Origin of the sequence: Actinomadura sp. B10D3 (assembly GCF_039871695.1) — a bacterium.
Classification (GTDB): Bacteria; Actinomycetota; Actinomycetes; order Streptosporangiales; family Streptosporangiaceae; genus Spirillospora; species Spirillospora madurae.
Genome location: NZ_JBDPLY010000028.1, coordinates 79,260 through 104,264, shown reverse-complemented (window position 1 = coordinate 104,264; position 25,005 = coordinate 79,260). Strand labels below are relative to the sequence as shown.

21 protein-coding genes are annotated in these 25,005 nt (G+C 74.8%); 6 read left to right on the top strand and 15 right to left on the bottom strand.

Annotated features, from left to right (window positions below):
• Positions 1-2,658: a phosphoenolpyruvate carboxylase gene (locus ABGB11_RS32640; RefSeq protein ID WP_347639215.1), complete on the bottom strand. Its 2,658-nt coding sequence runs from the start codon at positions 2,656-2,658 to the stop codon at positions 1-3.
• A gap of 58 nt (positions 2,659-2,716) precedes the next feature.
• Between ABGB11_RS32640 and ABGB11_RS32635 the strand changes: the two genes are divergently transcribed.
• The 4 genes from ABGB11_RS32635 to ABGB11_RS32620 all read left to right on the top strand — a co-directional run bounded on the left by ABGB11_RS32635 (position 2,717) and on the right by ABGB11_RS32620 (position 7,093).
• The gene (locus ABGB11_RS32635; protein ID WP_347639213.1) at positions 2,717-4,309 is read left to right on the top strand and encodes an acyl-CoA carboxylase subunit beta; all 1,593 of its coding nucleotides are present in this window, start codon (positions 2,717-2,719) and stop codon (positions 4,307-4,309) included.
• Positions 4,310-4,335: 26 nt separating this feature from the next.
• Positions 4,336-4,584 carry an acyl-CoA carboxylase subunit epsilon gene (locus ABGB11_RS32630; RefSeq protein ID WP_347639263.1) on the top strand — a complete coding sequence of 83 codons (249 nt, stop codon included), beginning with the start codon at positions 4,336-4,338 and terminating at the stop codon, positions 4,582-4,584.
• A gap of 102 nt (positions 4,585-4,686) precedes the next feature.
• The gene (locus ABGB11_RS32625) at positions 4,687-5,742 is read left to right on the top strand and encodes an NYN domain-containing protein (RefSeq protein ID WP_347639211.1); all 1,056 of its coding nucleotides are present in this window, start codon (positions 4,687-4,689) and stop codon (positions 5,740-5,742) included.
• 121 nt (positions 5,743-5,863) lie between these two features.
• A complete protein-coding gene (locus ABGB11_RS32620) occupies positions 5,864-7,093 on the top strand; it encodes a YncE family protein (RefSeq protein ID WP_347639209.1) in 1,230 nt (409 codons plus the stop codon).
• Between the two features lie 12 nt (positions 7,094-7,105).
• Here the strand turns inward: ABGB11_RS32620 and ABGB11_RS32615 are convergent, their stop codons facing one another.
• The 11 genes from ABGB11_RS32615 to ABGB11_RS32565 all read right to left on the bottom strand — a co-directional run bounded on the left by ABGB11_RS32615 (position 7,106) and on the right by ABGB11_RS32565 (position 18,024).
• Positions 7,106-10,180 carry a BTAD domain-containing putative transcriptional regulator gene (locus ABGB11_RS32615; protein ID WP_347639207.1) on the bottom strand — a complete coding sequence of 1,025 codons (3,075 nt, stop codon included), beginning with the start codon at positions 10,178-10,180 and terminating at the stop codon, positions 7,106-7,108.
• Between the two features lie 100 nt (positions 10,181-10,280).
• On the bottom strand, positions 10,281-10,760 hold the full coding sequence (locus ABGB11_RS32610) for a TadE family protein (protein ID WP_347639205.1): 480 nt from the start codon (positions 10,758-10,760) through the stop codon (positions 10,281-10,283).
• Positions 10,757-11,167, bottom strand: coding sequence for a TadE/TadG family type IV pilus assembly protein (locus ABGB11_RS32605; RefSeq protein ID WP_021599818.1), 411 nt, complete (start codon positions 11,165-11,167; stop codon positions 10,757-10,759). The genes ABGB11_RS32610 and ABGB11_RS32605 overlap by 4 nt, the downstream gene beginning before the upstream one ends.
• A 20-nt stretch (positions 11,168-11,187) precedes the next feature.
• Complete coding sequence (locus ABGB11_RS32600; RefSeq protein WP_347639203.1) at positions 11,188-11,580, bottom strand: TadE family protein; 393 nt, start codon at positions 11,578-11,580, stop codon at positions 11,188-11,190.
• Positions 11,581-11,687: 107 nt separating this feature from the next.
• On the bottom strand, positions 11,688-11,909 hold the full coding sequence (locus tag ABGB11_RS32595; RefSeq protein ID WP_021599820.1) for a hypothetical protein: 222 nt from the start codon (positions 11,907-11,909) through the stop codon (positions 11,688-11,690).
• Between the two features lie 46 nt (positions 11,910-11,955).
• Positions 11,956-12,873: a type II secretion system F family protein gene (locus tag ABGB11_RS32590; RefSeq protein ID WP_024936771.1), complete on the bottom strand. Its 918-nt coding sequence runs from the start codon at positions 12,871-12,873 to the stop codon at positions 11,956-11,958.
• Entirely contained in the window at positions 12,870-13,862 is a 993-nt protein-coding gene (locus tag ABGB11_RS32585; protein WP_347639201.1) for a type II secretion system F family protein, read from the bottom strand. The genes ABGB11_RS32590 and ABGB11_RS32585 overlap by 4 nt, the downstream gene beginning before the upstream one ends.
• A gap of 19 nt (positions 13,863-13,881) precedes the next feature.
• Positions 13,882-15,183: an ATPase, T2SS/T4P/T4SS family gene (locus ABGB11_RS32580; protein WP_347639199.1), complete on the bottom strand. Its 1,302-nt coding sequence runs from the start codon at positions 15,181-15,183 to the stop codon at positions 13,882-13,884.
• A complete protein-coding gene (locus ABGB11_RS32575) occupies positions 15,184-16,161 on the bottom strand; it encodes a hypothetical protein (protein WP_347639197.1) in 978 nt (325 codons plus the stop codon).
• Between the two features lie 2 nt (positions 16,162-16,163).
• The gene (locus tag ABGB11_RS32570) at positions 16,164-17,096 is read right to left on the bottom strand and encodes a hypothetical protein (protein WP_347639195.1); all 933 of its coding nucleotides are present in this window, start codon (positions 17,094-17,096) and stop codon (positions 16,164-16,166) included.
• A 220-nt stretch (positions 17,097-17,316) separates the two neighbouring features.
• Positions 17,317-18,024, bottom strand: coding sequence for a TetR/AcrR family transcriptional regulator (locus ABGB11_RS32565; RefSeq protein ID WP_347639193.1), 708 nt, complete (start codon positions 18,022-18,024; stop codon positions 17,317-17,319).
• A gap of 111 nt (positions 18,025-18,135) precedes the next feature.
• Here ABGB11_RS32565 and ABGB11_RS32560 point away from each other — a divergent pair, with 111 nt between their 5' ends.
• Together ABGB11_RS32560 and ABGB11_RS32555 are read left to right on the top strand one after the other, a co-directional pair.
• The gene (locus ABGB11_RS32560) at positions 18,136-19,092 is read left to right on the top strand and encodes an NAD-dependent epimerase/dehydratase family protein (RefSeq protein ID WP_347639191.1); all 957 of its coding nucleotides are present in this window, start codon (positions 18,136-18,138) and stop codon (positions 19,090-19,092) included.
• 9 nt (positions 19,093-19,101) lie between these two features.
• Positions 19,102-23,610 (top strand): FtsK/SpoIIIE domain-containing protein, encoded by a 4,509-nt coding sequence (locus tag ABGB11_RS32555; RefSeq protein ID WP_347639189.1) that lies wholly within the window; start codon positions 19,102-19,104, stop codon positions 23,608-23,610.
• Positions 23,611-23,700: 90 nt separating this feature from the next.
• Here the strand turns inward: ABGB11_RS32555 and ABGB11_RS32550 are convergent, their stop codons facing one another.
• From ABGB11_RS32550 to ABGB11_RS32540, 3 genes are all read right to left on the bottom strand, one after another.
• The gene (locus ABGB11_RS32550) at positions 23,701-23,970 is read right to left on the bottom strand and encodes a WXG100 family type VII secretion target (protein WP_021599788.1); all 270 of its coding nucleotides are present in this window, start codon (positions 23,968-23,970) and stop codon (positions 23,701-23,703) included.
• Between the two features lie 155 nt (positions 23,971-24,125).
• Positions 24,126-24,668, bottom strand: coding sequence for a hypothetical protein (locus tag ABGB11_RS32545; RefSeq protein ID WP_347639187.1), 543 nt, complete (start codon positions 24,666-24,668; stop codon positions 24,126-24,128).
• Between the two features lie 134 nt (positions 24,669-24,802).
• Entirely contained in the window at positions 24,803-24,958 is a 156-nt protein-coding gene (locus ABGB11_RS32540) for a hypothetical protein (protein ID WP_347639185.1), read from the bottom strand.
• Positions 24,959-25,005 lie beyond the last annotated feature (47 nt).

The following is a 25,005-nucleotide window of genomic DNA, read 5'->3' as shown; positions in this document are numbered from 1 at the left end:
TCACCCCGTGTTCTGGAGGCCGGCGGCCACTCCGTTGACCGAGAGGAGGAGCAGGGCTTCGAGGTGGGCGCGTTCGTCCTCGTCGTCCACGCCCGCGCGGAGGGCCTTCAGGGCGCGGAGCTGGAGGTGGGAGAGGGCGTCCACGTAGGGGTTGCGGAGCTCGACGGCGCGGGAGAGGACGCGGCGGTTCTCCAGGAGGCGGTCGTGGCCGGTGACCGCCAGGACGAGGCGGTGCGTGCGGTCGTACTCGGCGAGGACGGCGGCGGAGAGCTCGGGCCGCTCGCCGAGGGCCAGGTAGCGCTCGGCGATCGCGCGGTCGGACTTGGCGAGGCTCATCTCGGCGTTGTCGAGGAGGGTGTTGAACAGCGGCCACGCCTCGTAGGCCTCGCGCAGCCCGTTGAGGTCGCGGCCGTCGTCGGAGACGGCGGCGAGGCCGCTGCCGAGGCCGTACCAGCCGGGCAGGTTGACCCGGGTCTGCGTCCAGGCGAACACCCAGGGGATGGCGCGCAGGTCCTCCAGGCCACGGGCCGCCCTGCGGCGGGCCGGGCGGGAGCCGATGCGCAGCTCGGAGATCTCCTCCAGGGGGCTGACGCGGGCGAACCAGGCGGCGAAGCCGTCGGTCTCGACCAGGCTCCGGAAGGCGCCCTCGGCGGCCTCGCCGATCCTGTCGGCGAGGGGGCGGAAGCGGGCGGCGGCCTCGCGGGCGCGGTCCTGGACGGGGTCGGTCGAGGCCAGCAGGACGGCGCTGGTGACCTGCTCGACGTGCCGCCGGGCGATCTCGGCGTGGCCGTACCGGGCGAAGATGACCTCGCCCTGCTCGGTGACCTTGAAGCGGCCCGCGACCGAGCCGGGCGCCTGCGCGAGGATCGCGCGGTTGGCGGGGCCGCCGCCGCGCCCGAGGGAGCCGCCGCGCCCGTGGAACATGGTCAGCGTGATGTCGTGCCGGGCCGCCCACGCGGCGAGGGCCTCCTGCGTGTCGTACAGGCGCAGGGTCGCGCTCGTCGGGCCGAGCTGCTTGGCGGAGTCGGAGTAGCCGAGCATGACCTCCAGGCGGCGGCCGGTCTCCTCCAGCCGGCGCTGGACGGCCGGGATCTCCAGCATCCCGTCCAGGACGGACGGGGCGCGCTCCAGGTCCTCGCCGGTCTCGAACAGCGGGATCACGTCGAGGACGGGCGCGCCGTCGCCGAGGGACGCGGCGAGCTCGTGCACGTTGGCGATGTCGGCGGCGGACCGGGTGAACGACACGATGTAGCGGTGGCAGGCCCGGACGCCGAAACGGTTCTGGATCCAGGCGACGGTGCGGAGGGTGTCCAGGATCTCGTCGGTTATTTCGGAGTGGTCGTTGTTGAGTTCGGCCAGGGCCTTCTCGTGCAGTTCGGAGTGCTGGCGGATCTCCAGCTCGGCCAGGTGGAACCCGAACGTCTCGACCTGCCAGACGAGCTGCTGGACGCGCCCGTACGCCTGCCGGACCGCGCCCGCGCCCGCGAGGGAGTCCTGGACGGTGCGCAGGTCGGCGAGCAGCTCGTCCGGGGACGCGTAGGCCAGGTCGGCGTCGCGCTCGCGGGTCGCGGCGATGCGGGCCGCCGCGTAGAGGAGGAGCTGGCGGTGCTCCTCGCCGGGCGACCGCTCGGCGATCTCGCGGAGGCGGGACGGGTGCGCGGTGCGGGCGGCGGCCAGCGCGTTCAGCAGGTCCTTCGACGGGGGCGTGGTCGACTCGTGGACGGTCAGCTCCCGGCCGACGCGGGCGCAGGCGTTCTCCAGGGCGCGCAGGACGTGGTCCGCCTGGATCATGACGGCGTCCCGGGTGACCTGGGCGGTGACGTAGGGGTTGCCGTCGCGGTCGCCGCCGATCCAGCTGCCGAACCGCAGGTAGGGGCGGGCCCTCGGCGGGCGGGTCCCGGTGCGCTCGCCGTCCAGGGCGCGGTCCAGGGCCCGGTAGACGGCCGGGACGACACGGAAGATCGTCTCGTCGAACGCGGCCATCGCGGTGCGGACCTCGTCCAGCGGGTCGATCTGGGTGCCGCGGCGCAGCGCCGTCCGCCACAGCAGGTCGATCTCCTCGCGGAGGCTGCGCTCGATCTCCTCGCGCTCGGACGCGCCGGGCCCCGCGTTCAGCCGGGCCAGCAGGTCGCTGATCCGCTGGATGGCGGTGACGACGGCGCGGCGGCGCGCCTCGGTCGGGTGCGCGGTGAAGACGGGGCGGAACTCCAGGCCCTCGACGATCGCGTCGAGCCGCCCGTCGCCGGACGCGCGGATCTCCTCGATCGCGGCGGCGGCCGAGCCGGGCACGGTGCCGCCGGTGTCGCGCTCCCGCAGCGTCCGGATGCGGTGGTGCTCCTCGGCGAGGTTCGTCAGGTGGAAGTAGACGGTGAACGCGCGGGCGACCTGCCCGGCGCGTTCCAGCGACCAGCCGTCGACCAGGGCGGCGACCTCCTCGATGCCCGTCTCGCCGCGGCGGGCCGCGATCACCGCGTGGCGGAGCCGCTCGACGTCGTCCAGCAGTCCGGTGCCGCCGTACTCCACGAGGGAGTCGCCGAGCATGGCGCCGAGCAGCCGCACGTCGCGGCGCAGCGGCTCGGGCATCTCCTGCCGAAAGGTGTCACGCGTCTTCGTAGCCACCCGCCCAAGCGTAACGAGAGGCGGGGAAAGGGCGTCCATCCCGGTCATCGGCACCCGGTCGCGACCGCCCGATCAGCGTGCGGTTACCCTGGCCCGCATGGCGATGGAAGCCCCTGAACCCCCCGTCGGCTACGACGTCCACACCACGGCGGGAAAGATCGCGGACCTGGAGCGCCGCCGCTACGAAGCGGTGCACGCCGGTTCGGCGCGGGCCGTGGAGAAGCAGCACGCCAAGGGCAAGATGACCGCCCGGGAGAGGATCGACGCGCTGCTCGACCCCGGCTCGTTCGTGGAGTTCGACGAGATGGCGCGGCACCGCTCCACCAACTTCGGGATGGAGAAGAACCGGCCCTACGGCGACGGCGTCGTCACCGGGTACGGGACGGTCGACGGACGCCCGGTCGCGATCTTCAGCCAGGACTTCACCGTCTCCGGCGGCTCCCTCGGCGAGGTGTTCGGCGAGAAGATCGTCAAGGTGATGGACCACGCGCTGAAGACCGGCTGCCCGGTCATCGGGATCAACGACTCCGGCGGCGCGCGGATCCAGGAGGGCGTGGTCGCGCTCGGCCTGTACGCGGAGATCTTCAAGCGGAACGTGCACGCCTCCGGCGTCATCCCGCAGATCTCCCTGGTGATGGGGCCGTGCGCGGGCGGCGCCGTGTACTCGCCGGCGATCACCGACTTCATCGTCATGGTCGACCAGACCTCGCACATGTTCATCACCGGCCCGGACGTCATCAAGACGGTCACCGGCGAAGAGGTGACGATGGAGGAGCTGGGCGGGGCGCGCTCGCACAACTCCAGGTCCGGGGTGGCGCACTACCAGGGGTCGGACGAGGACGACGCGATCGAGTACGTCAAGGCGCTGCTGTCGTACCTGCCGTCCAACAACCTCTCCGACGCGCCCGTGTTCGACGTGCCCGTGGACGTGGCCGAGACCGACGAGGAGCTCGACACCCTCATCCCGGACTCGCCGAACCAGCCGTACGACATGCACACCGCCATCGAGCACGTGCTGGACGACGGCGAGTTCCTGGAGGTCCAGGAGCAGTTCGCGCCGAACATCATCGTCGGGTTCGGCCGGGTCGAGGGGCACTCGGTCGGCATCGTCGCCAACCAGCCGATGCAGTTCGCCGGGACGCTCGACATCGACGCCTCCGAGAAGGCCGCCCGGTTCGTACGGACCTGCGACGCGTTCAACGTCCCGGTGATCACGTTCGTGGACGTCCCCGGCTTCCTGCCCGGCACCGACCAGGAGTGGAACGGCATCATCCGGCGGGGCGCCAAGCTGCTGTACGCCTACGCCGAGGCGACCGTCCCGCTCGTCACGATCATCACGCGGAAGGCGTACGGCGGCGCCTACGACGTCATGGGGTCCAAGCACCTCGGCGCCGACATCAACCTGGCGTGGCCGACCGCGCAGATCGCGGTGATGGGCGCGCAGGGCGCGGTCAACATCCTGTACCGGCGCGAGCTGGCCGCCGCGGACGACCCGGACGCCCGCCGCGCCGAGCTGATCACCGAGTACGAGGACACGCTCGCCAACCCCTACATCGCGGCGGAGCGCGGCTACATCGACAACGTGATCAAGCCGTCCGAGACGCGCGGGCAGGTCGTGCGCGCGCTGCGGGCGCTGCGCGACAAGCGCACGACCCTGCCGCCGAAGAAGCACGGGAACATCCCGCTGTGACCGGAACGCCCGATGGGCCGGGAGATGTGGTGACCCCCGAGAGCAAGCCCTTCCTCCGGATCGTCCGCGGCGACCCCTCGCCGGAGGAGATCGCGGCGCTCGTCGCCGTGCTCAGCGCCCGCGCGCGGGCCGCCGCCGCGGCCCGCGACGGCGCCGGGAAGAGCGCCGGGACGTCGCGCTGGGCCGACCGGACGCGGCTCGTCCGCGGCCCGGTCGCGGGCGGTCTCCGGCCGCGCGGGGCGGGTGCCTGGCGGGCGAGCGGCCTGCCCCGCTGATCTTTCCCGTCCGCGGAACCGCAGGCGGGCCGGTCTTCCCGTGGCGACATGTCACCCTGGTTCGCGCCCAGTGGGGGCTCGGCACGAATAGGGTGGAAGGCCATGGCCACCTCGGAGTACGTCCCACAGCCCGCGCGATACGCGATCTTCGTCGACGCGGGGTACCTCTACGCGGCCTCCGGGGCCCTGCTGCTCGGCTGCGGCTCGCGCCGCGAGTACCGGGTCGCCGCCGAGAAGCTGATCAAGGCGCTGACCGACCACGCCGACGAGCAGCGGCGCGGTGAACTCCTCCGGGTGTACTGGTTCGACGCGGCGCCCAAGCGGCAGCCGACCGTCGACCAGCGCGTGATCGCGAACCTGCCGCTGGTGAAGCTGCGCCTCGGCAACCTGAACGCGCAGGGCCAGCAGAAGGGTGTGGACGCCCAGCTCCGCGCCGACCTGGAGGCCCTCGCCCGGCACCGCGCGATCACCGACGCGGTGCTGCTGGCCGGCGACGAGGACATGCTGCCCGCGGTCGAGGCCGCGCAGCGGTACGGCGTCCGCGTGCACCTGTGGGGCGTGGAGCCGACGCACGGCTCCAACCAGGCCGAATGGCTGGTGTGGGAGTCTGACACGGTCGAGGTGCTGGCCGCCGACTTCCTGCGCCCCTACTTCACCAAGGCCAAGGTCCTGCCGGTGCCCGCGCCCGGGACCGCCGCCGCGGTCCGGGACGCCGCGGCCGGAGCGCACCGCACCAGCCCCGTCCCGTCGCCGTCGCAGGTGTTCGCGGGGCGTCCCCCGGTCAAGCCGGCGACCTCGGCCGTCCGCACGACCGTGCCGGTGCCGGGGTCGGCGACGCCCGCCACGGTGGCCGCGTCGATGAACTCCACGGCCAACGCCCCGTCGGACGGCAAGCTCGGCCCCGACCGCGACCACATGCTGGAGATCGGCGAGCACGTCGCGCAGAAGTGGATCTTCGAGCGGGGCCGGGACAACATCCGCGACCTGCTGCCCGGCCCGATCCTGCCGCCCGTGATCGACAAGGAACTGCTGATCGAGGCCGAGAAGACGCTGGGCTCCTCCCTGCGCCCCTACCAGGAGGCCCGCACCTGGCTGCGGGACGGTTTCTGGGAGCGCGTGTACCGGGAGTTCGGCATCGGCATCGGCAAGTCCGACTAGCCGCGGGGCGTCGGCCGCCCCTGTCCCGTTCTCCTCCTGAACGTGAACACGTTTAGCAATTGCTCGGACACCACGCGTCGCATCTCGGTAAGGTCCCGGCCGTATTGGGGGTGAGCCGTGCATGGGGCCTCATCGAGGACGACCACGGGCCGCCGCGCTCCCGCTCGCCGCGGCCCTCGCGCTGACCGGCGGCGCGCTGTCCGGCTGCGAGTCACCCGTCCCGTTCTACCGGCCCGGGGAGGGCGGCGCGGACGACCCGGCGGTCGGGCTCGGCGGGCCCGCGCCCTACACGCGGGCGCTGCCGGACCGGCCCGCGGCGGACGGGGCGGCGCCGTCCGCCCCGCCCGGCGGCGAGGTGCCGGTCGCGCCGGCCGGCGGGCGCGTCTACGCCGCCACCGGCGCCGGGATGATCGCGCCGAACGCGCGCGGGATGCCCGCCCGCCTGTACGTCGCGGGCGGCCGGGTGATCAGCGTCGTCGACCCCGCCACACTCCGCGCCGCCTTCCGCACCGGGCCGGGAACGGCCGTGGCGCAGATCGTTCCGTCGTGGGATCTGCGGCGCCTGTGGGCCATCGACCGGGCCCGCGGCGCGCTCGTCCCCGTCGGGCCGCGCAGCGGGCGGCGCGGCCGCCCCGTCCCGGTCACCGCGCCGGCCGGGCTGTACTTCACCCCCGACGGGCAGGACGCGCTGGTGCTGGCGCGCCGCCCGCCCCGGATCGACGTGCGCGACCCCCGCACCATGGCGCCGCGCGGGGCGATCCCGCTGCCGTGCGACGCCGGGCATGCCGACTTCACCCCGGACGAGACGTCCCTGGTGGCGACGTGCCCGGACGCCGGGACGCTCGTCCGCGTCGACCTCGCCGCCCGCCGCGTGTCCGGGACGCTCCGGCTGCCGGGCGGGGCCCGGCCCGGCGACCTGCGGCTGTCCCCCGACGGCGGCGCCTTCTTCGTGGCGGGCCCGCGCGCGGGCGGGGTGTGGCTGGTGGACGCCCGGCGGTTCGCGCCGCTGGGGTTCGTGCCGACCGCGCCGGGCGCCCGCGGCCTGGCGATCAGCCGGGACGCGGACCGGCTGTTCGTCGTGGGCGGCGGCACCGTCAGCGCCGTCGAGTTCCGGTCGCGGCGGGTCGCGTCCCGCTGGCGGCTGCCGGGCGGCGGCTCCCCCGTGCCGGGCGGGGTGTCGTCGGACGGGACGAGGCTGTGGCTCGCCGACCCCGCCGGCCTCGTCTACGCCGTCTCCACCCGGACCGGACGCGTCGTACGGAAGGTGCGCGTCGCGGGGCGTCCGTCCGGGCTGTGCGTGCATCCGCAGCCCGGACGCTACTCGCTGGGCGGCACCGGCCTGTACCGCTAGCGCCGCCGGCGCCTAGTGCGAGCCGACGTGGTGCCACTCGGGCAGCAGTTCCTCCACGAGCGCCTCGGTCTCGGGCTGGAGCCGGTCCAGCAGCGGGTCGCGGGCGACGCGGCCGCGCAGCTCGTCCACGACCACCTGCACCTGGGCGACGTCGCCGGTCGCGTGGGTCGCGCGGAGCAGGTCGCGCCACAGGCCCTCGTCCTCGGGGGCGAGCCGCAGCCCGGCGCGCGCCGCGCTCACCGCGCCGCGCGCGTCGCCCTCGTCCAGCCGGAGCACGACGAGCCGGTGCGCCACGTCGATGACGCGGGCGGGCGCCTCGTACTCCAGGTCGTGGTCGGCGAGCCAGGAGTACCGGCCGCGCGGCCGGCCCGCGAGGAGCGGACCGCGGACGAGGTCCAGCGCGTACGCCATGTAGGCGGTCTCGGACGCGGGCTCGGCCGCCGACCGCCACACGAGCCAGCGGAACACGTTCAGGTCGACCCGCACCTCGGAGCCGAGCCGGATCCGGCCGCGCTCGTCGTGGTACAGGTTGGGGCGGCCCCGCGCGTCCCGGCCGAGCCAGTCCGACACGCGCGCCACCGTCGCGTCGCGGACGCCGGCGCTCACGCCGCGCGGCCAGATCGCGCCGGACAGCACGGTCGGGTGGACGCCCTCCGGGTGCGCCGCGAGGAACACCAGCACCTCGGTGCACAGCTCGCGGCGGCTCTCGTCCATCGGTCCCGGCGCGTCGACCTCGATCGGGCCGAGCAGCCGGACCTCGGCCGACGACTGCTGCGCGGTCGGCGGTTCCTCCCCGCCGGCCAGGCCCGCAAGCTCGACGGACTCGTGCCGGCCCGCCGTGCGGAACAGCTCGAACACGCCGCGGTAGTCGTCGTCGCGGACGAGCTGCGCGTCGACGTCGAAGCCGAGCACCCCGGCCTGGAGCCGCCCGGCGGCGTCGACGTCCCACGTCCAGGTGGCGCCCTGCACGTCTCCGGGGACGAGGTAGCCCGCGGCCATCCGGGTACCGGTGCGGGCCAGCGCGACGAGCCGGTCCGCCTCGGCCTCCGCCGGCTGGTCCGCCATGATCAGGTAGTGCGGCATCCAGGCCTCGCCGAACACGCCGCGGCAGCGTCCGGTGAGCACCGAGTCGACGCCGGACGCGGCGAGCGCCTGCCGCACCTCCTCGCTGCGGCCCTCCAGCTCGGGCAGCGCGTCGGCGAGCGTCGGCACGGACCGGATCCGGTCCGGGGCGATCTCCGCGAGGCCCTCGCCGAGCTCGCCGTCGAACCCGACGAGCGTGATCCGCATGTGGTCGGACCAGCGGTTGGTGGCCAGTTCGAGCGCGACCGCGGACAGCACCGCGCGGCGGACGTCCTCGGGCCCGCGCAGCGCGATCAGGCCGTGCGCGGCCTCCAGGTCGACGAGGATGCGGCCGTTGTCGTTCGTGCCGATCGAGACGAGGCCCGGGTAGGGGGCGAGGACGTCGCCGAGGTCGGACGCCTCCAGCGCGGGCAGCGCGTCGCCGTTCAGCCGCCACACCTGGCCGTCGTCGAAGGCCTGCCACGGCGCGGGCGGGTTCCGGTCGGCGGGCGCGATCCACAGGTCGAGGCTGCCGTGCCCGTCCCGCAGCCGCCCGAGGTGCACGCCGTAGACGGTCGGCATGGCCCGGCCGCCCGCCGCCATGGACTTCGACATGTGCCGCAGGCCGAGGTCGAGCAGCCTCGCCGCGTCGTCGTCGGCGCCGATCCGCAGCGCCCGCTCGGCCTCGGCCGCCTCGCCCTCCGGCCGGACGGTCCGGTGCCCGAACGCGCGGTGCCACATCTGGGTGCGGCGGCGCCGGCCGAGCACGGCGAGCAGCCCGGCGGCCAGCAGCGACGCCGCGGCGAGGCCCCGCGGCCAGCCGATGTCGATCGCGCCGCCGGTCTCCTCGTACTGCGGCGAGCCCTTCCCGGGCACCTCGGCGCCGCCGCTGCCGGCCTCGCCACCCATCTCGCCGGCCGGGCCGTCCGTCCCGCCGTGCACGGGCGGGTGCGGCGCCTCCTGGTTCCGCGGCTCGCTCGGCTGCGGCGCCGGGGTCGGCGACGCCGGCGGCTGGGACGTGGCGGGCGGCGCCTGGGACGCAGGGGGCTGCGACGCAGGGGGCTCCGACGCAGGGGGCTGCGACGCGGGAGGCTGCGACTCCGGGGGCTTCGGCGTGGCCGGCGGGGCCTGCGAGGCGGGCGGCTGGGTCGGCTGCGCCGTCGGCGGCGCGGGCTGCGCCGGCTTCTCGGGCTTCTCGGGCGGCTTCGGCTTCGCCGGCCGGTCGGGGACGGCGTGCCCGTACCGGAAGTAGTCGTCGAGGTCCTTCTTCGGGATGACCTTCGCGCCCTTGGCGTCGGCGGGCATCTCCAGGATCCAGCCGGGGCGGATCAGGCTCGCGATCGTCAGGCGCGTCCCGTCCGGCTGGATGTGGCCCTTGTTGAGGGCGTAGATCTCCTTGTAGCGGCGCCCCTCGCCGAGGCACTTCTCGGCGATCTCCCAGAGGCTCTCGTGGTGCCGGCCCTCCGGCGGCTGCACCCGGTAGATCTTGGTGGTCGCGGACTTCTCCGCGGGGTCCGCGGTGAGCTCCTCGGCGATCCGCTGCTCGGCGGCGGCGGGTTGCGCCGGGGCGTCCGTCGGGACGCGGTGGAAGGTCTGCGCCTGCGGCTGCATCTGCACGGCCGGCTGCCGCTGCGAGAGCCCGCCGCCGGAGAACGCCGGCACGATCGCGGTGGTGGCGGTGAACAGCAGCAGGGCGGCGACGACGAGCCGGTGCACGAGCGACTGCGTCCCGCCGGCGAGCGGCACCCGGGCGGGCACCCCGACGCCGCGGACGCCCGCGTACACCTCGACGGCCACGCACGCCGCGAGCTGGAGCCAGGCCAGCCACACCAGCGCGACGAGGATCGAGATCAGCGAGCCCGGCCCGACCCGGTGCGTGAGGTCGGACGCCGACGGCACATGGTCGGGCAGCGGCGAACCGAAGAGCGTGATGAGCGCGAACGGGACGCCGGCCATCAGCGCGGTGAGCGCGACGAGCGCTCCGATGCCGGCCACGACGTCGCCGGCGCTGCGGCGCCCTCTCACCCGGACTGGCGTCCTCTGCCCCTGCCGCGTCACCATCGCGCCCCTGCCGTTCTCCGGTCGTCGGACGTCGCCCTCATCGTAGATCTGATCTCGCCGAGTCTCACGGGCCGATCCCTCCCGGTCCGCCCGTGACGGGACGGGCGGACGCGCTGGAGGTCATCTGGAAGTCGCCGAAGCCCGGGATGATCCCGAGAAGCTGCGGCTGCACGCTGATCCGCACGGTGACGGCGACCTCCTGCTCGTCGGCGTCGCACTCGGACGCGGTGACCCGCTCGCCGGAGGACGCGAGCAGGTCGCACGCCGCCGCGCGTGCCCGCCCCGGGTCGAGGACGGGCCGGCCCGTCTCGCGCAGGGCGGCGGTGTCGATCTGGTTCGCTCCGGCCCGCGCCGCCTGCTCGGCCACGTCGGCGGCCCGCTGCCGTGCGTGGATGGCGAGGCCGCCGTCCACGAGCAGCCCCGCGAGCAGGAGGACGATCGGGGTGAACAGCACCGTGTACATCGCGATCGTGCCGCGATCCCGGCTGTGCCGGCCGTCCCGGCTGTACCAACTGTGCCGGCTCCGCCGGCGGTGCCCGGTCATGGCGCGCCCTCCGGGCCGTCCGTCCCGCGGTAGCTGAAGGTGTCGACGGGGGCGACCGCGTGGCCCTGGAGCCGCTTGCTGCCGGGCAGCCCGATGAACGCGAGGTCCCCGAGGTCGACGTCGCAGGTGATGGTCACCCCGACGCGCCCGCCGGGCCCCCAGGCCGACACGTCGGTCTGGACGCTCGGCCCGCCCGTGCACCATTCGGTGCCGCGCATCCCGGCGGCGGCGGTGTCGGCGGCGAGGCTCTGCGCGGACGGGGCGCTGCGCGCGATGGACGCGGCGCGGGCGGCGTCCCGGGCGGCGCCGTCCACCTGGCTCTTGGCGTCCACCATCCGGCCCGCCCCGGCGAGGAACAGCAGGAACGCGACGAAGATGGGCGTGACCAGCACCATCTCCAGCGACATCGACCCACGATCCAGGTTGGTCACGGCTCTGCCCCACGCTGGCAGGCGGTGCCCGCGCCGACGTCGGGGCGGAAGCACTCGATCGGCCCCTGGGAGCGCTGCGACACGTGGAACGTCAGGAACGGCACGACCTGCACCGCCTCGCCGCTGACCTCGACCCAGCGTTCGTCGTTCTCCTCGCCCGCCCTGACCTGGAGACCGCTCAGCAGGTCGGGGCCGATCTCCTGGACGCTGCCGGACGCCTTCGCCCGCGCGGCGCCCTCCCAGCCGCCGCCGACCGGGGAGGTGCGCGCGACGCGGGCGCCCGACTGCGCTGCCGCGAGCGCGACGTGCCGGGCGTGGAACACCATGGCGAACTGCACCACGACGAGCATCAGGAGGATGAGGATCGGGGTGAGCAGGGCCCACTCCATGGACGACGCGCCCGCATCCCTGCCCTCATGTTCTTCCGGGGGGTGTGGGGGGTCGTCCCCCCGCAGGAGACACGCCGGGATGGCGGGCCTTCCGGGCCGCATTTCGCTCACCCCGTGTTGATGCTGTTGGCCTTGTCCTGGATCTTCTTCTGGATGACCGCGCCGATCGTGATGGCGATCAGGGCGAGGATCGCGGTGATGATCGCCCACTCGATCGCGGACGCGCCCCGGCTGCGCTCGTCCTCGGCCCGCAGCCGGGCCAGCCGGTCGCCGACGAGGGCGCGCAGGTAGACGACCGCCGGGTCGTGCAGGGGATTGAGCGGATTCATCGTGACTCCTCCAGGGGGACGGACGGGGCGGGCCGAGTAGGGGACGTCATGAGGCGAGCACCCGCATCAGAGCCGGATAGGCGAGGAAGATCAGGAATCCGGCGCACAGGAACAGCTGCGCGATGAGCATCGACTGGGAGCGCTCGCCGGCCTTGCCCTCCAGCTCCGACAGCTCGCGGCTGCGCATGGACGCGGCCCGCGCGGCGAGCGACTTGCGGACCTGCGCGCCGTCGTCGGAGACGAGCGCGAGCGCCCCGGCGAGGTCGCGCAGCTCGGCGATGTCGAGCTCCTCGCCGAGCCGGCCGAGCGACTGCCAGGGCGTCTGGCCGGTGATGCGGGCGTTGGACAGCGCGTCCCGGATGCGGTGCATCGCCCAGCCCTCGCCGACGTTGGACGCGGTCATCAGCGCCTCGGGGACGCCGCGCCCGCCGGCGAGGTTCATCGAGACGAGGTCGAGGAAGGCGCCGACGACGTGCCGGAAGTCCTGCCGGCGGGCCTGCGCCTCCTGCCGGAGCTGCATGTCGGGGAAGAAGAAGAACAGCGCGGCGAACAGCACGCAGATCCAGGCGGGGACGGCGACGGACGAGCCCAGCCCGAGCAGCGTGAAGTAGGCGACGATCAGCGGGATGAACAGCAGTGCGGCGGCGGGCAGCAGGAACTTCGTCGCGAGGAACGCCTCCAGCGACCGCCCGGTGATCGCCAGGTCGGCGCGGACGGAGCGCAGCTTCCAGCCGCGCGCCTCGCAGAACCGCGCCAGCTCCCGCCCGAGCCGGGCGCGCGTCCCGCCGACCCGGTCCAGGGTCGGGGAGAGCCGGCTCGCCTGCTGCTCCTCCAGGTCGCGGCGGCGGGCGGCGTCGAGCGCGGCCATCCGGGCGGCGAGGCCGGGACGGGACGGGAACAGCGCCCGGACCAGCACGTACAGGCCGAGCCCGACGACGGCGCCGGCGATCATCGCACCGTTCACGAGCCGCCGCCCCCGCCCGCGTCCATGGTGGGCCGGCCGCGCAGCGGGAGCTCCTGCGGGCCCTGCCGCCGGGCGTCCCCGCCCTGCCAGCCCGCGACCGTGCTCGGCACCTCGCCCGGCACGCCGGGCTGGACGGTCCGGCGCGGCTCGCTGAGGAAGCGTCCCGGCAGCTCGTACCGCGACAGCCGCCGCAGCCACAGGAACGCGGCCCCGTACAGGGCGACGACGACGCACAGGACGAGCTGCCCGAGGAAGTCGTCGTACGGCTCGACGTAGGAGTGGTTGAACACCGCGAGGGCCAGGGCCGTCCCGACGGAGACGGCGACGACGATCCGGACGCTGCGGCGGGTCGCGCGCCGGTCGGCCTCCACCCGGCGCCGCATGTCCAGCTCGGCGCGGGCCGAGGTCGCGAGCGCGCTCAGCATGTCGCGCAGGCCGGGGCCGCGGAGCTTGGAGTTCAGGATCAGCGCCGCGATGACCAGGTCGGCGGACGGGTCGTCGAGGTCGTCGGCGAAGCGGCGCAGCGCCTCCGGCATCGGGACGCGGGTGTGCAGCCGGTCGACGAGGTTGCGCAGCGGCTGCTGCAGGGCGGGCGCGGCGGCGCGCTGCGAGGCGGGGATGGCCTGTTCGAGGCCGACGGCGCCCGCGATGGTGTCGCGCAGCGACTCGGTCCAGCCGGCGAGGGCCTCCAGCCGCGCCATGCCCCGGCGCTCCTCGGCGGCGCCGCCCGCGAGGCCGTTCCAGGCGAGCACGAGCGCGCCGGTGCCGGCGGCGGCGATCGGCCAGCGCGTCACGATCAGCACGAGCACGCCGGCGATGACGGCGACGGCGGTACGGGTGGTCAGGGTGCGGACGAGGTCCTCGCGGCTGCGTCCCCGGGCGGGCCCGGTCCGCGGCGGCAGCCCGCGCAGCGCGACGGCCAGCAGCAGGAGCCCGCCGCCGGCGACGGCGCCCGCGACGATGGCGAGGAGCACGTCCGGCGCGTACATCACGCACCTCCCCGGCCGGTCACCAGGCACCCCCGGCGGACGGGTCGTAGCCGTGCTCGGCGAGGTCGTCGGCGCACGCGATCGGCGCGGACGGGACGGCGTACCCGTTCGGCCCGAGCGCGAACACCTCCGACGACAGGACCCGCCCGTCGACGCCGGTGACCTCCCGGACGCTGGACACGTAGCGGCGCAGCCGGCCGCCGGAGGCGTAGTCGTTGCGCTTCTCGATGAACACGACGAAGTCGATCGCGCCCGCGATGAGCATGTGGGTCGCCTCGACCGGCAGCCGCTCCTCCGACTGGATCGCGTAGGTCGCGACCCGGTTGAAGACCTCCACCGAGGAGTTCGCGTGGATCGTCGACAGCGACCCGTCGTTGCCCTGCGTCATCGCGTTCAGCATCGTGACGATCTCGTCGCCGAGCACCTCGCCGACGATCACGCGGGAGGGGTTCATGCGCAGCGACCGGCGGACCAGCTCGGCCATCGAGATCGCGCCCTGCCCCTCGGAGTTCGGCAGCCGCTGCTCGAACGCGACACAGTTCGGGTGCAGCTCCGGGAACGCGTCGAGGCCGAGTTCGAGGGCGCGCTCGACGGTGATGAGCCGCTCGTGCGGCGGGATCTCGTTGGCGACCGCGCGCAGCAGCGTCGTCTTCCCGGCGTTCGTGGCCCCGGCGATCATGATGTTCTTGCGGGCGTGCACGGCGGCGCGGAAGAACTGCCCGAGCTCCTGGCTGAACGTCCCGTTGCCGACGAGGTCGGCGAGGAACACCTTGCCGAGGCGGGCGCGCCGGATCGACAGCGCGGGGCGGACGGTCACGTCCATCACGGCCGAGAGCCGCGAGCCGTCCGGCAACCGGAGGTCGAGCTGCGGGTTCGCGGTGTCGAACGGACGCGACGACAGCCCGCTGTAGGCGGCGAGGATCTGGATCAGCTCGACCAGCTCCTCGTCGCTCTCGGCGACCGGCTCGCCCATCACCTCGCGGCCGTCGGCGTACCCGATGAACACCCGGTCGCAGCCGTTGACGTCGATGTTCTCGATCTCGGGGTCCTCCAGCAGCGGCTGGAGCCGGCCGACGCCGAACAGCGCCGCGTGCACCCCGGCGGCGAGCGCCTCCTCCTCTTCGGCGTTCGGCGGGCGCCGCCCCGAGGTGATCTCGCCGCGGGCGAACTCCTCCAGCACCTGGCCGATCAGCGCGCGGGCGAACTGCCGCTCGTCCTCCCCGGTCATCGGCGGCAGCCCGTTCGCGGCGTCCAGCCGGCGCTGCTGCGCGAGCCGGTCGCCGACCTCCTGGCGGAGGCGTTTGACGAGCGCGTGGTCCATCTAGCGCCTCCCCTCCTCGTGGCCGCCGCCCGCCGGGACGTGCGGGGGCGCCGGGACGCCGGGCACCGCGGGCGGTGCCTGCGGTTGTGGTTGTGGCTGCGGTTGCGGCGGTGCGGCCGCCACGGGCGGCGGCGGGACGTCCCGCCCGTCCTGCGGCACCCCGGCGTACGGCACGGGGAGGCGCCCCGCCAGCTCGCCCGCGACCTCCCGCGCCGACCGGATGAGCAGCGAGCGGTCCAGCCGCCCGCCCCAGCTCCCGGACAGCAGGCCGGCGCCCTTCGGGTCGAGCGCGAGGCCGCCGAGAACGGTCACGTCCGGCGGCGGCGGGCCCTGCGCGGAGTCCTGGACGCGGCCGCGCACGCCCGCGAGGATCCGGTCCACCTCGGCGATCGAGCCGCGGAAGTCGCGCGGGTCGGCGAGCACCAGCACGCCGACCGGCGGGCCGCCGCGCAGCTCCGCGGTCAGCGCGGCGACGCGCTCGCGCAGGTGGGCGACCTGCTCCAGGGTGGCCCGGGTGAGCAGGACGACGAGGTCGGCCTCGCGCAGCAGGTCGGCCAGCGGGCTGCCGGCGCCGAGCCGGCCGCAGTCGGCGATCACGTCGACCGGCGCGAGGCCGGCGAACGCCCGGCCGAGCGGCCCCCACAGCCAGGTCATCGCCTGTGCCTGCTCGGCGTTGGTGAGCCCGACGAGCACGTCGAGGCCGCCGGCGAGCCGCTGGCAGTGCTCGGCGATCTGGTCGGGGCGCAGGCCGCGGCGCGCGGTCGCGGCGAGGCTGAGCAGGCCGCGGGACGGGTTGAGCATGCCGCCGTCACCGTCGCCGTCCGCAGCGGGTGCGGCGGGCAGCCGGTACACCAGGTCGCCGCCCGCCTGGTCGCACTCCGCGACGAGCACGGGACGCGGCCACACGGCGCCGAGCGCGACCGCCGCGGTCGTGACGCCCGGCGCCCCCTTGTCGGCCGCGAGCGCGATGAGTGCCACCGTCAGTTACCGCCCGTGTTCGGAACCTGCGGGCCGCCGGTCTGGCCGCCGCCCGTTCCCTGGCCACCGCCCGTTCCCTGGCCACCGCCCGTTCCCTGGCCACCGCCCGCTCCCGGGCCGCCGCTCGGGACCGGGTCGACGCCCTCGTCGTTCCGCCCCGACGGCTGCTGGGGCGCGGGCGGCGCGGACACCGCGGTCCCGTCCGGGATGAGCGCGAGCGCGACCGCCCCGGCGGAGGCCGCCTGCGTCACCTTCGCCGCGTCGGCCGGGAGGACGGCGACGTCCACGCTGGTCTGCTCGGAGCGCAGCCGGGTCGGGCCACCGGAGTCGCCGGTGCCGACGCCGAGCACGATCGCGTCCTGGGCGAGGACGGTCCCGGCGCGCGGCCCGCCGTTCGTCGCGCCGCCGACGGCGAACAGGGTGACGTGCTTGCCGCTGGTCAGGCCGCCCGAGGGCAGCTGGCCCGGCTTGAGCGCGAGGCCGACGACGAGCCGGCCCTTGGCGGGGGCGTCCGAGGGGCTGACCATGGAGTTGGTCAGCAGCGCGCCGCGCACCAGCGGGACGGCCGCGAAGTAGCGGGTCACCTTCGCCCGCTCGGACCACTTGATGTACTGGATGCCGGTGTCGCCGACCTGCACCTCTTCGAGGGCGCTCGCGGGGATCCGCTGCCCGGCCGCGACCGGCTGCGCGATCCGGATCGCCGACACCCGCTCCCCGCTCGCCATCACGAGGTAGGCGCTGGCGAGGGCGCCGCCGAGGATCAGCAGCACCGCCAGGGCCGCGAGCGCGGGCTTGCGCTCGCGCGGGGACGCCGGGAGCCGCTGGCCCCCGGAGGTGCCGAGCCCGGACCGGCCGAGCCCCGCCGTCCCGCCGGACGGGCCCGCCGCGCCCCCGCCGGAGATGGTCGACTGGTTGGACTTCATCGCGCTGCCCACGCGCTCCTTCCCGCCCCGCGCGGATCCCGCCCCGCGAGATCTCCACGTCACCGAGCGATCCATGCTTGCGGGGGCGGTGAGGTCACGTCAATGGATTCGGTGATGCCAAGCCGTCCGAAATCCGGGTACACGGCGATGACCTGCGAATTCACCGGTCACATGGCTACTTACCACCAGTCACATGTGTCACTGACCACATCGCGGCCGTCCCGGGACCCCGTCAGGGGCGGGGCTGGAGGCCGACGAGGCGGCCCAGCAGGGTCATGGTGTGGTCGAAGTAGACGGCCCGTTCCTCGATCACGTTGTTGAATTGCCCGAACAATTCAAAGCTCACCGTTCCGTACAAAGCGGCCCACGCGGTGAAGCAACGCGCTATGACGTCGTCCGGGACGTCCATGAGCACCGCCGCGCGTGCGCAGGCCATGTCGTTCGCGAGCGTGGGCGGTACGGGCGGGAGGGGGCCGGCCGGGTCGAGCGCGCCGGCCGCGTGGGCCTCGGTGACGATCCGCGCGAGCACGAGCGTGTCGCGCAGGGCGGCGGGAACGGTCCTGTCCGGTGCCTGGTAGCCGGGGACGGGTGACCCGTAGAGCAGGGCGTACTCGTGCGGGTGCGCGAGCGCCCATTCCCGGACAGCCCTGCACACGGCGAGCCACCGACCGGCGAAGTCGCCGGCGTCGGCACCGGCGTCGGCGCGCTCGACCGCCTCGCCGACCGCGTTGTACCCGTCGATGATCAGCTCGGTGAGCAGATCGTCGCGGCTCGGGAAGTACCGGTAGATCGCCGACGAGACCATGCCCATCTCGCGGGCGACCGCGCGCAGCGACAGCCCCGCCGCGCCCTCGGTGGCCAGCTGCCGTCTCGCGATCCCGGTGATCTCCCGGATCAGTTCCGCCCGCACCCGTTCCCGTGCCGTCCGGCCTGCGCTCATGAGCGGATGCTAGCAGAGCGTCGCACCATATCGAGAGCACTGCTCTTGACATCGGCGCTCTCTAGAGAGAGCATTGCTCTCGAAAGGAAGCACTGTTCAAGGAGGAGTTCGATGGGCAAGCACGTGATCGTCGGAGCCGGGCAGGTCGGGACGCACCTCGCCGACCGGCTGATCGAGCGGGGCCACCACGTCGTCGTGGTGACGCGGTCCGGCTCGGGGCCGGAGTCGGTCGAGCGGGTCGCGGCGAACGTCGCCGACCGGGACCGGATGACGCAGATCGCCAAGGGGGCCGACGTCCTCTACAACTGCGTGAACCCGCAGTACCACCGGTGGGCGCAGGACTGGCCGCCGATGGCGGCGTCCTTCCTGGGCACCGCCGAGGACACCGGCGCCGTCCTGGTGACGCTCAGCTGCCTGTACGGGTACGGGCCGGTGGACGGCCCGATGACCGAGGACCTGCCGCTCGCCGCGACCGGCACCAAGGGGCGCGTCCGGGCGAAGATGTGGCGGGACGCGCTCGCGGCGCACGAGGCCGGGCGCATCCGCGCCACCGAGCTGCGCGGGTCCGACTACTACGGCCCCCGGAGCACCGACCAGGCGTACATCGGCGAGACGCGGTTCGTGAAGCCGCTGCTCGCGGGCAAGCGCGTACCGTACTTCAGCGACCCGTCCGTCCCGCACGCCTGGACGTACCTGCCGGACGTCGCCGAGGCCCTCGCGATCGCCGGGACGGACGAGCGCGCGTGGGGACGGCCGTGGCACATCCCGACCGGCCCCGCGGTGTCCACCCGGGAGGTCGGCGAGCGGCTGTGCCGGATCGCCGGTGCGCCGGCGCCGCGCATCCACGAGGTCCCGCGCCCGGTCTTCACCGCGGCCGGGGCGTTCGTGCCGATGCTGAAGGAGCTGCGGGAGACCCGCTACCAGTTCGACGCGCCGTACATCCTGGACTCGTCGGCGTTCGAGTCGACGTTCGGGGTGGCGCCGACACCGCTGGACGCCGCGCTCAAGGCGATCGTCGCCGCGGCGCGAACGGCGGAGGACACGGGCAACCGGGCCGCGGGTAATTAAGCTGTGCGGATGCGGATCTCGTTCACTGCGCTCACCGGCTCGGGGCCCCGCGATGTCGTGGTGAACGTCGACTCCGAGGTCACCGTCGAGGGGGTCGCCCGGTCGCTCGCGGCGCTGGACGGCCGCCCCCAGATCCCCGCCCCGCGCTTCTCCAAGGACGCCTTACTCTCCGGGGGCGCGCACCGGGCCCTCTGGATGGACGGCCGGATGCTCGACCCGCAGGCCCTCGCCGTGAAGGAGCTGCGGGACGGCGCCGTCGTCGCCGTCGAGCGGCGCGGCGCCGCCGCCACCGTCCTCGCCGAGCCGACCGGGCTGGTCGAGGTGCGCGTCGCCGGCGGTCCGGCGGCCGGGTCGGTGCACCGGCTCGGCCTCGGCGTCAGCACGATCGGCTCCGGACGGGACGTGGACGTGACGCTGGACGACCCGTCCGTCCCCGCCCGCTCGCTGCGGGTCACGGTCGGCCGCGACGCCGTCCAGATCGAGGCGTCCGCGATGACGATGCAGGGGGCCGCGACCCTGGACGGGACGCCGCTGGGCGCCAAGACGATCTGGCCGCCGGGCGCGATGCTCTCGGTGGGCTCCAGCGTCCTGGCCCTCGCCCCGAGCACCGCGCCCGACGCCCACCTGGAACCGCTGCCGGAGGGCGGCCTGGCGTTCAACCGGCCGCCCCGTCTCACCCCGCCGCAGCGCCCGCGGAGGCTGGAGGTCCCGAAGCGCCCGGAACGGAACCCGCGGGAGCGGCTCCGGCTGTTCGGCGCGCTGCTGTTCTCGGCGTTCGGGCTCGCGATGGCGTTCGGCCTCGGCCAGTGGTGGTGGGCGCTGTTCGCCCTGGCCTGGCCGGTGATGACGCTCGGCGAGTGGATCGGCGACCGGATGCACGGCCGCAAGTCCTACAAGAGGTCGCTGAAGGAGTACCACCGCCGGGCCGGCGAGTTCGACGGCGAGGTCGACCGGCTGCGGCGCGAGGACGAGGCGGAGCGCCGCGCGCTGCACCCCGACCCCGCCGAGGTGCTGCTGACCGCGACCGGCCCGCGCCGGCGGCTGTGGGAGCGCCGCCGCGGCGACCCGGACGTCCTGCACCTGCGGGTGGGGCTCGCCGACCTGCCCGCCCGCATCGAGCTGACCGGCGACCTCGACAGGCACCTGCGCGGTTCGGGGGCGTCCCCGCACGCGGGCGGCTCCCCGGTCCCGACGGCCCGGCAGGTCCCGGTGGCGCTGCCGCTCACCGACCTCGGCGTCGTCGGGCTGACCGGGCCGCGGCACGCCTCCCGGGCCCTGGCCCGCTGGATGGTCGCGCAGGCCGCCGCCCTGCACAGCCCCCGCGACCTGGCCATCGTCGTCCTGTCCGCGGACCGGGACGCCGGGACCGAGTGGAACTGGGTGCGGTGGCTGCCGCACTGCGCGCCCCGCGAGGGCGAGGACTGCGTGGCGCTCGTCGGCACCGACCCCGAATCGGCGGCCCACCGCGTCACCGAACTGGCCATGCGCGTCACCGAGCGGCGGCGGGCGGCGCAGGCGGAGTCGTCCTTCTTCGGCCAGGGCGCCCGGCCGGCCGATTCCGCCCCGTACAACATCCTCGTCGTCCTGGACGGTGCACGCGCGCTGCGCCGCATCCCGGGGATGCCGATGCTCCTCGCCCGCGGCGCCGAGTACGGGCTCTACGCCATCTGCGTGGACGACGAGGAGCGCCTCCTTCCCGAGGAGTGCGGCGCCGTCGCCGCCTGGGACCCGCAGAAGCCCTCGATGCTGCGCCTCCAAGGGCAGGGTCTGGACGTCCTGGGCCCGGTGCTGGCCGACCAGGTGTCCGCCACGTGGACCGACCGGGTGGCACGCGCGCTGGCCCCCGTCCGCGACGTCTCCCGCGAGGACGCCGAGGACTCGCTCCCCGCCGACGTGCGCCTCCTGGACCTCCTCGGCATGCCGGAACCGACCGCGGACCACGTCCTGCAGTCGTGGCACCGGAACGGTGGGCGGACGACCCGCGTCCCCGTCGGCCTCGACTCCGGCGGACGGCACGAGGTGGACCTGCGCGTGGACGGCCCCCACGGCCTCATCGCCGGAACCACCGGCGCGGGCAAGTCGGAGCTGCTCCAGACGCTCATCGCGTCGCTCGCCGTGGCGAACCGCCCGGACGAGATGACGTTCGTCCTCATCGACTACAAGGGCGGCGCCGCGTTCAAGGACTGCGCCCGCCTCCCCCACACCGTCGGCATGGTCACCGACCTCGACGGCCACGCGACCGAGCGCGCGCTGGAATCGCTCGCCGCCGAGCTGCGCCGCCGCGAGGAGATCCTGCTCGACGCGGGCGCCAAGGACGTCGACGACTACAACGACCTGCGCCCCGCCGACCCCGGGCTGCCGGCCATGCCGCGGCTCGTGCTCGTCATCGACGAGTTCGCCGCCATGGTCACCGAGCTGCCCGACTTCGTCACCGGGCTGGTCGACATCGGGCGCCGCGGCCGGTCCCTCGGCGTCCACCTGATCCTCGCCACGCAGCGCCCGGCCGGGGTCGTGACCGCCGACATCCGCGCGAACACCAACCTGCGCATCGCGCTGCGCGTCACCGACCCGGACGAGTCCAGCGACGTCCTCGACTCCCCCGAGGCCGCGCAGATCTCCAAGGCCACGCCGGGACGCTGCTACATCCGCTCCGGCGCGGCGGCCCCGCAGCCCGTCCAGTCGGCGCGGATCGGGGGCCGCCGCCCCGGCGCCGGGACCGGCTCCGGCGGCCCGACCGTCCTGCCGCTGCCCTGGCAGGGCCTCGGCCACCCGCTGCCCGCACCCGGCGGCGCGGCGGCCGGCACCGCCGCCGAGACACCGGTCACCGACCTCGGCGTCCTCGTCCAGGCCGTCGACGAGGCCGCCCGCCGCGCCGGGATCGCCCGGCAGCCGTCGCCGTGGCTGAACCCGCTGCCCGAGCGGATCGCGCTGGCGCCCCGGACCGCCGCCGGGGGCTCGGTCGTGGACGTCCCGCCCGTCCGGTTCGGCGTCACCGACCTGCCGGCCGTCCAGTCCCGCGAGGACCTCACCCTCGACCTCACCTCCGGCGGCCACCTGTACATCGCCGGGTCCGCCCAGTCGGGCCGGTCCACCGCGCTGCGCACCATCGCCGGGTCGCTCGCCGGCGCCTGCTCCCCCTACGACGCGCACCTGTACACCATCGACTGCGGGGCGAACGCGCTGATGCCGCTCGTGTCGCTGCCGCACTGCGGCGCCGTCGTCACCCGCGACCAGCTCGACCGCTGCGAGCGGCTCCTCACCGCGCTGACCGCCGAGGTCGCCCGCCGCCAGCAGCTGCTCGCCGAGGCGGGCTTCGCGTCGCTGGCCGAGCAGCGCGCCGCCGTCGCCGCCACCGACCGCCTCCCCTGGATGGTGCTGCTGCTCGACCGCTGGGAGGGGTTCCTCGGCGCGTTCGAGCACTACGACTACGGCCGCCTCGTCGACCAGGTCATCCGGCTCCTGCGCGAGGGCGCCGCGGCCGGCCTGCGCGCGGTGTTCACCGGCGACCGCTCCGGGCTGGGCGGCCAGGTGTCCACGGTCTTCGACCGGCGGCTCATCCTCCGCATGGCCGACCCGAACGACTACGGCTACGGCGGCCTCCAGGACCGGCAGGTCCCCGCCGCGATGCCCCCGGGCCGCGCCCTCGAACCCGGCGCGCCGGGCACGCCCCCGCGCGAGTCGCAGATCGCCCTCCTCGGGGACGACCCGTCCGGGACGGCGCAGGTGGCCGTCCTGCAGGAGATCGCCCGCGGCTGCGTGGCGCGCTACGGCCGGCTCCCGCGCCGCCGGCGTCCCCTGCACGTGGACGAGCTGCCCGTCCGCGTCACCTACCGGGAGGCGATGTCGCTCGACACCGAGTTCCTCGCCCCGTCCCCGCTGTGGGCGCTGGTCGGCGTCGGCGGCGACACCCTCGCCCCGGTCGGCGTCGACCTGCTCGACGAGGGCCCCGGGTTCGCGGTCGCCGGCCCGCCCCGCTCCGGCCGCTCCACCACGCTCCGCACGATCGTCCACTCCCTGCTCGACCCGGCGGTCGGCGGCGGCCTCGTCCCGGTCGTCCTCGTCACGCCGCGCCGGTCGCCGCTGCGCCTGCTGTCCGGCCGGCCGGGGGTGCTCGGCCTGCTGACGTCCGACTCCGGCGCCGACGACCTCGCCGAGGCCATCGGGGACGAGCACCGCTTCGCGGTCGTGGTGGACGACGCCGAACTCCTCGACGAGACCGAGCTGGACGACGCGCTCCGGGACGTCCTGCGCACCGCCCGGGACGGCGAGCACGCCGTCGTCATCGGTGGCACCACCGACGACCTGGGCCGCGGCTACCGGGGGTTCCTGGCGGACACGCGCCGGTCCCGCTCCGGCGTCCTGCTGTCGGTGGAGTCGCCGGACGACGGGGACCTGTTCGGGCTCCGGCTGCCGCGCAACGCCCCGCTGGGCGGCCCCACCGGCCGCGGCCTGTTCGTGGCGGCGGGGGTCACGACCCAGATCCAGGTGGCCCTGCCGCCGCCGGTCTCCGCCGACTGACGGCGGGCCGGGCCGCGGCCGTCCGGCCGGACATGGGTGCGGGTCCCGGCCTCGGGGGGATGGGCCGGGACCCGCGGTCCGTGGGAGGCGTCAGCGCGTGGCGGCCTCGATGTTCTGCTGGGACTTGCGGATGTCCTGGCCGCCCTGCTCCAGGGCGATGGCCATCTTGTCGAACGCGGTCTTCGCCTCGGCCCAGGCGGCGCGGAAACGGTCGGCGCTCGGGCCCCACCAGACGGCGTTGCTGCTCACGGTGCGGCCGTTCAGGTCCTTGATCAGGGCGTCCAGGTTGCGGGAGTGCTTGCTGAAGATGCGGGACAGTTCTTCGAGTTCACCCAGGTTGGCACCGCGCTTGTCGCCCATCGCCCCGGCCCTTTCGTCGCTGATCGGTGGAACGTTTTCAGCTCGCGGACAATGGCGCCAGCCTACGCCTCACCGATCACGTTTATCCAGCGAAACGACCATAATGACAGCCCGTCAAGCCGATTTCAGAGTCCCGGCGAACGCGGGAAAGCGGCTCAGCGCCCGTCGTCGACGGGGTCGTTCACCGGGTGCGCGCCCGGGTCCAGCACGTGCTCGCCGACCAGGGTGATCTGCTCGCCCCGGGTGCGGAACACGAACCGGCGCCGCACCGACTGGGTGACCTTGCCGCTGCCGTAGCGCATCTCGGTGTGCTCCACCGCCTCCAGGGTGATGCGGTCTCCGTTCCGGACGGCGTGGCCCCCGTCCAGGCTGGTGCGGGCGCCGGTGTAGGCGGGACCGCCCTCGACGGGGGCGCGGCTGCGGGACTCCAGCTCCCGGACGGCCTTCTCCTGCGACCGGACGAGCCGCGGGGAGATCCGCACCCCCTGGATCTCGGTGGGGGTGTCGCCGCGGTCGCGGTCGCCCTTCTGCACGAGGGCCTGGGAGCGGCGCTGGAGGTAGGTGCGCGCGGCGACGGTGAGCTGCTCGGTGACGTAGTCCTCCACGGGAGGGTTCTCCCGCCGCACCGTGGACGAGGGCGCCAGCAGGCAGGCGGCCAGGACGACCGCCAGCCCGGCGCACGGCCACGGGCGAACCATCGGCTTCTCCCGGTGATCATCGGCGAGCAGATTCGAGCCGAGAGTACACCTGCCGAACGGGTCCGCAGACCCGGCTCGCGCGCGACGGCCCGCGCCCGGGAGCACCGGGCGCGGGCCATTCGGTAAAGGGCAGGTCAGTCCGCTTCGCTCTCCAGCGCGGCGACGCGGGAACGGGCCGCGGCCATCGCCTCGTGATAGCGCTCCTCCCATTCCGGATCGCCGTCCGGAATGGACGCGACCGTTTGCCGGCCGAGCTCGGCGAGCAGGCCTCCGGCCGCGCCACGGGTCACCTGCCGACGGCGACCACGACCAGCGCCACCAAAACGATCAGAAACCG

Excerpts from the sequence above, each read along its gene's own strand:
- ABGB11_RS32580 (WP_347639199.1), bottom strand. The coding sequence starts at position 15,183 with ATGGACCACGCGCTCGTCAAACGCCTCCGCCAGGAGGTCGGCGACCGG.
- ABGB11_RS32545 (WP_347639187.1), bottom strand. The coding sequence starts at position 24,668 with ATGGTTCGCCCGTGGCCGTGCGCCGGGCTGGCGGTCGTCCTGGCCGCC.
- ABGB11_RS32560 (WP_347639191.1), top strand. The coding sequence starts at position 18,136 with ATGGGCAAGCACGTGATCGTCGGAGCCGGGCAGGTCGGGACGCACCTC.
- ABGB11_RS32610 (WP_347639205.1), bottom strand. The coding sequence starts at position 10,760 with ATGACCGGGCACCGCCGGCGGAGCCGGCACAGTTGGTACAGCCGGGAC.
- ABGB11_RS32625 (WP_347639211.1), top strand. The coding sequence starts at position 4,687 with ATGGCCACCTCGGAGTACGTCCCACAGCCCGCGCGATACGCGATCTTC.
- ABGB11_RS32550 (WP_021599788.1), bottom strand. The coding sequence starts at position 23,970 with ATGGGCGACAAGCGCGGTGCCAACCTGGGTGAACTCGAAGAACTGTCC.
- ABGB11_RS32555 (WP_347639189.1), top strand. The coding sequence starts at position 19,102 with ATGCGGATCTCGTTCACTGCGCTCACCGGCTCGGGGCCCCGCGATGTC.
- ABGB11_RS32640 (WP_347639215.1), bottom strand. The coding sequence starts at position 2,658 with ATGGACGCCCTTTCCCCGCCTCTCGTTACGCTTGGGCGGGTGGCTACG.
- ABGB11_RS32585 (WP_347639201.1), bottom strand. The coding sequence starts at position 13,862 with ATGTACGCGCCGGACGTGCTCCTCGCCATCGTCGCGGGCGCCGTCGCC.
- ABGB11_RS32605 (WP_021599818.1), bottom strand. The coding sequence starts at position 11,167 with ATGTCGCTGGAGATGGTGCTGGTCACGCCCATCTTCGTCGCGTTCCTG.
- ABGB11_RS32565 (WP_347639193.1), bottom strand. The coding sequence starts at position 18,024 with ATGAGCGCAGGCCGGACGGCACGGGAACGGGTGCGGGCGGAACTGATC.
- ABGB11_RS32600 (WP_347639203.1), bottom strand. The coding sequence starts at position 11,580 with ATGGAGTGGGCCCTGCTCACCCCGATCCTCATCCTCCTGATGCTCGTC.
- ABGB11_RS32635 (WP_347639213.1), top strand. The coding sequence starts at position 2,717 with ATGGCGATGGAAGCCCCTGAACCCCCCGTCGGCTACGACGTCCACACC.
- ABGB11_RS32620 (WP_347639209.1), top strand. The coding sequence starts at position 5,864 with ATGGGGCCTCATCGAGGACGACCACGGGCCGCCGCGCTCCCGCTCGCC.
- ABGB11_RS32595 (WP_021599820.1), bottom strand. The coding sequence starts at position 11,909 with ATGAATCCGCTCAATCCCCTGCACGACCCGGCGGTCGTCTACCTGCGC.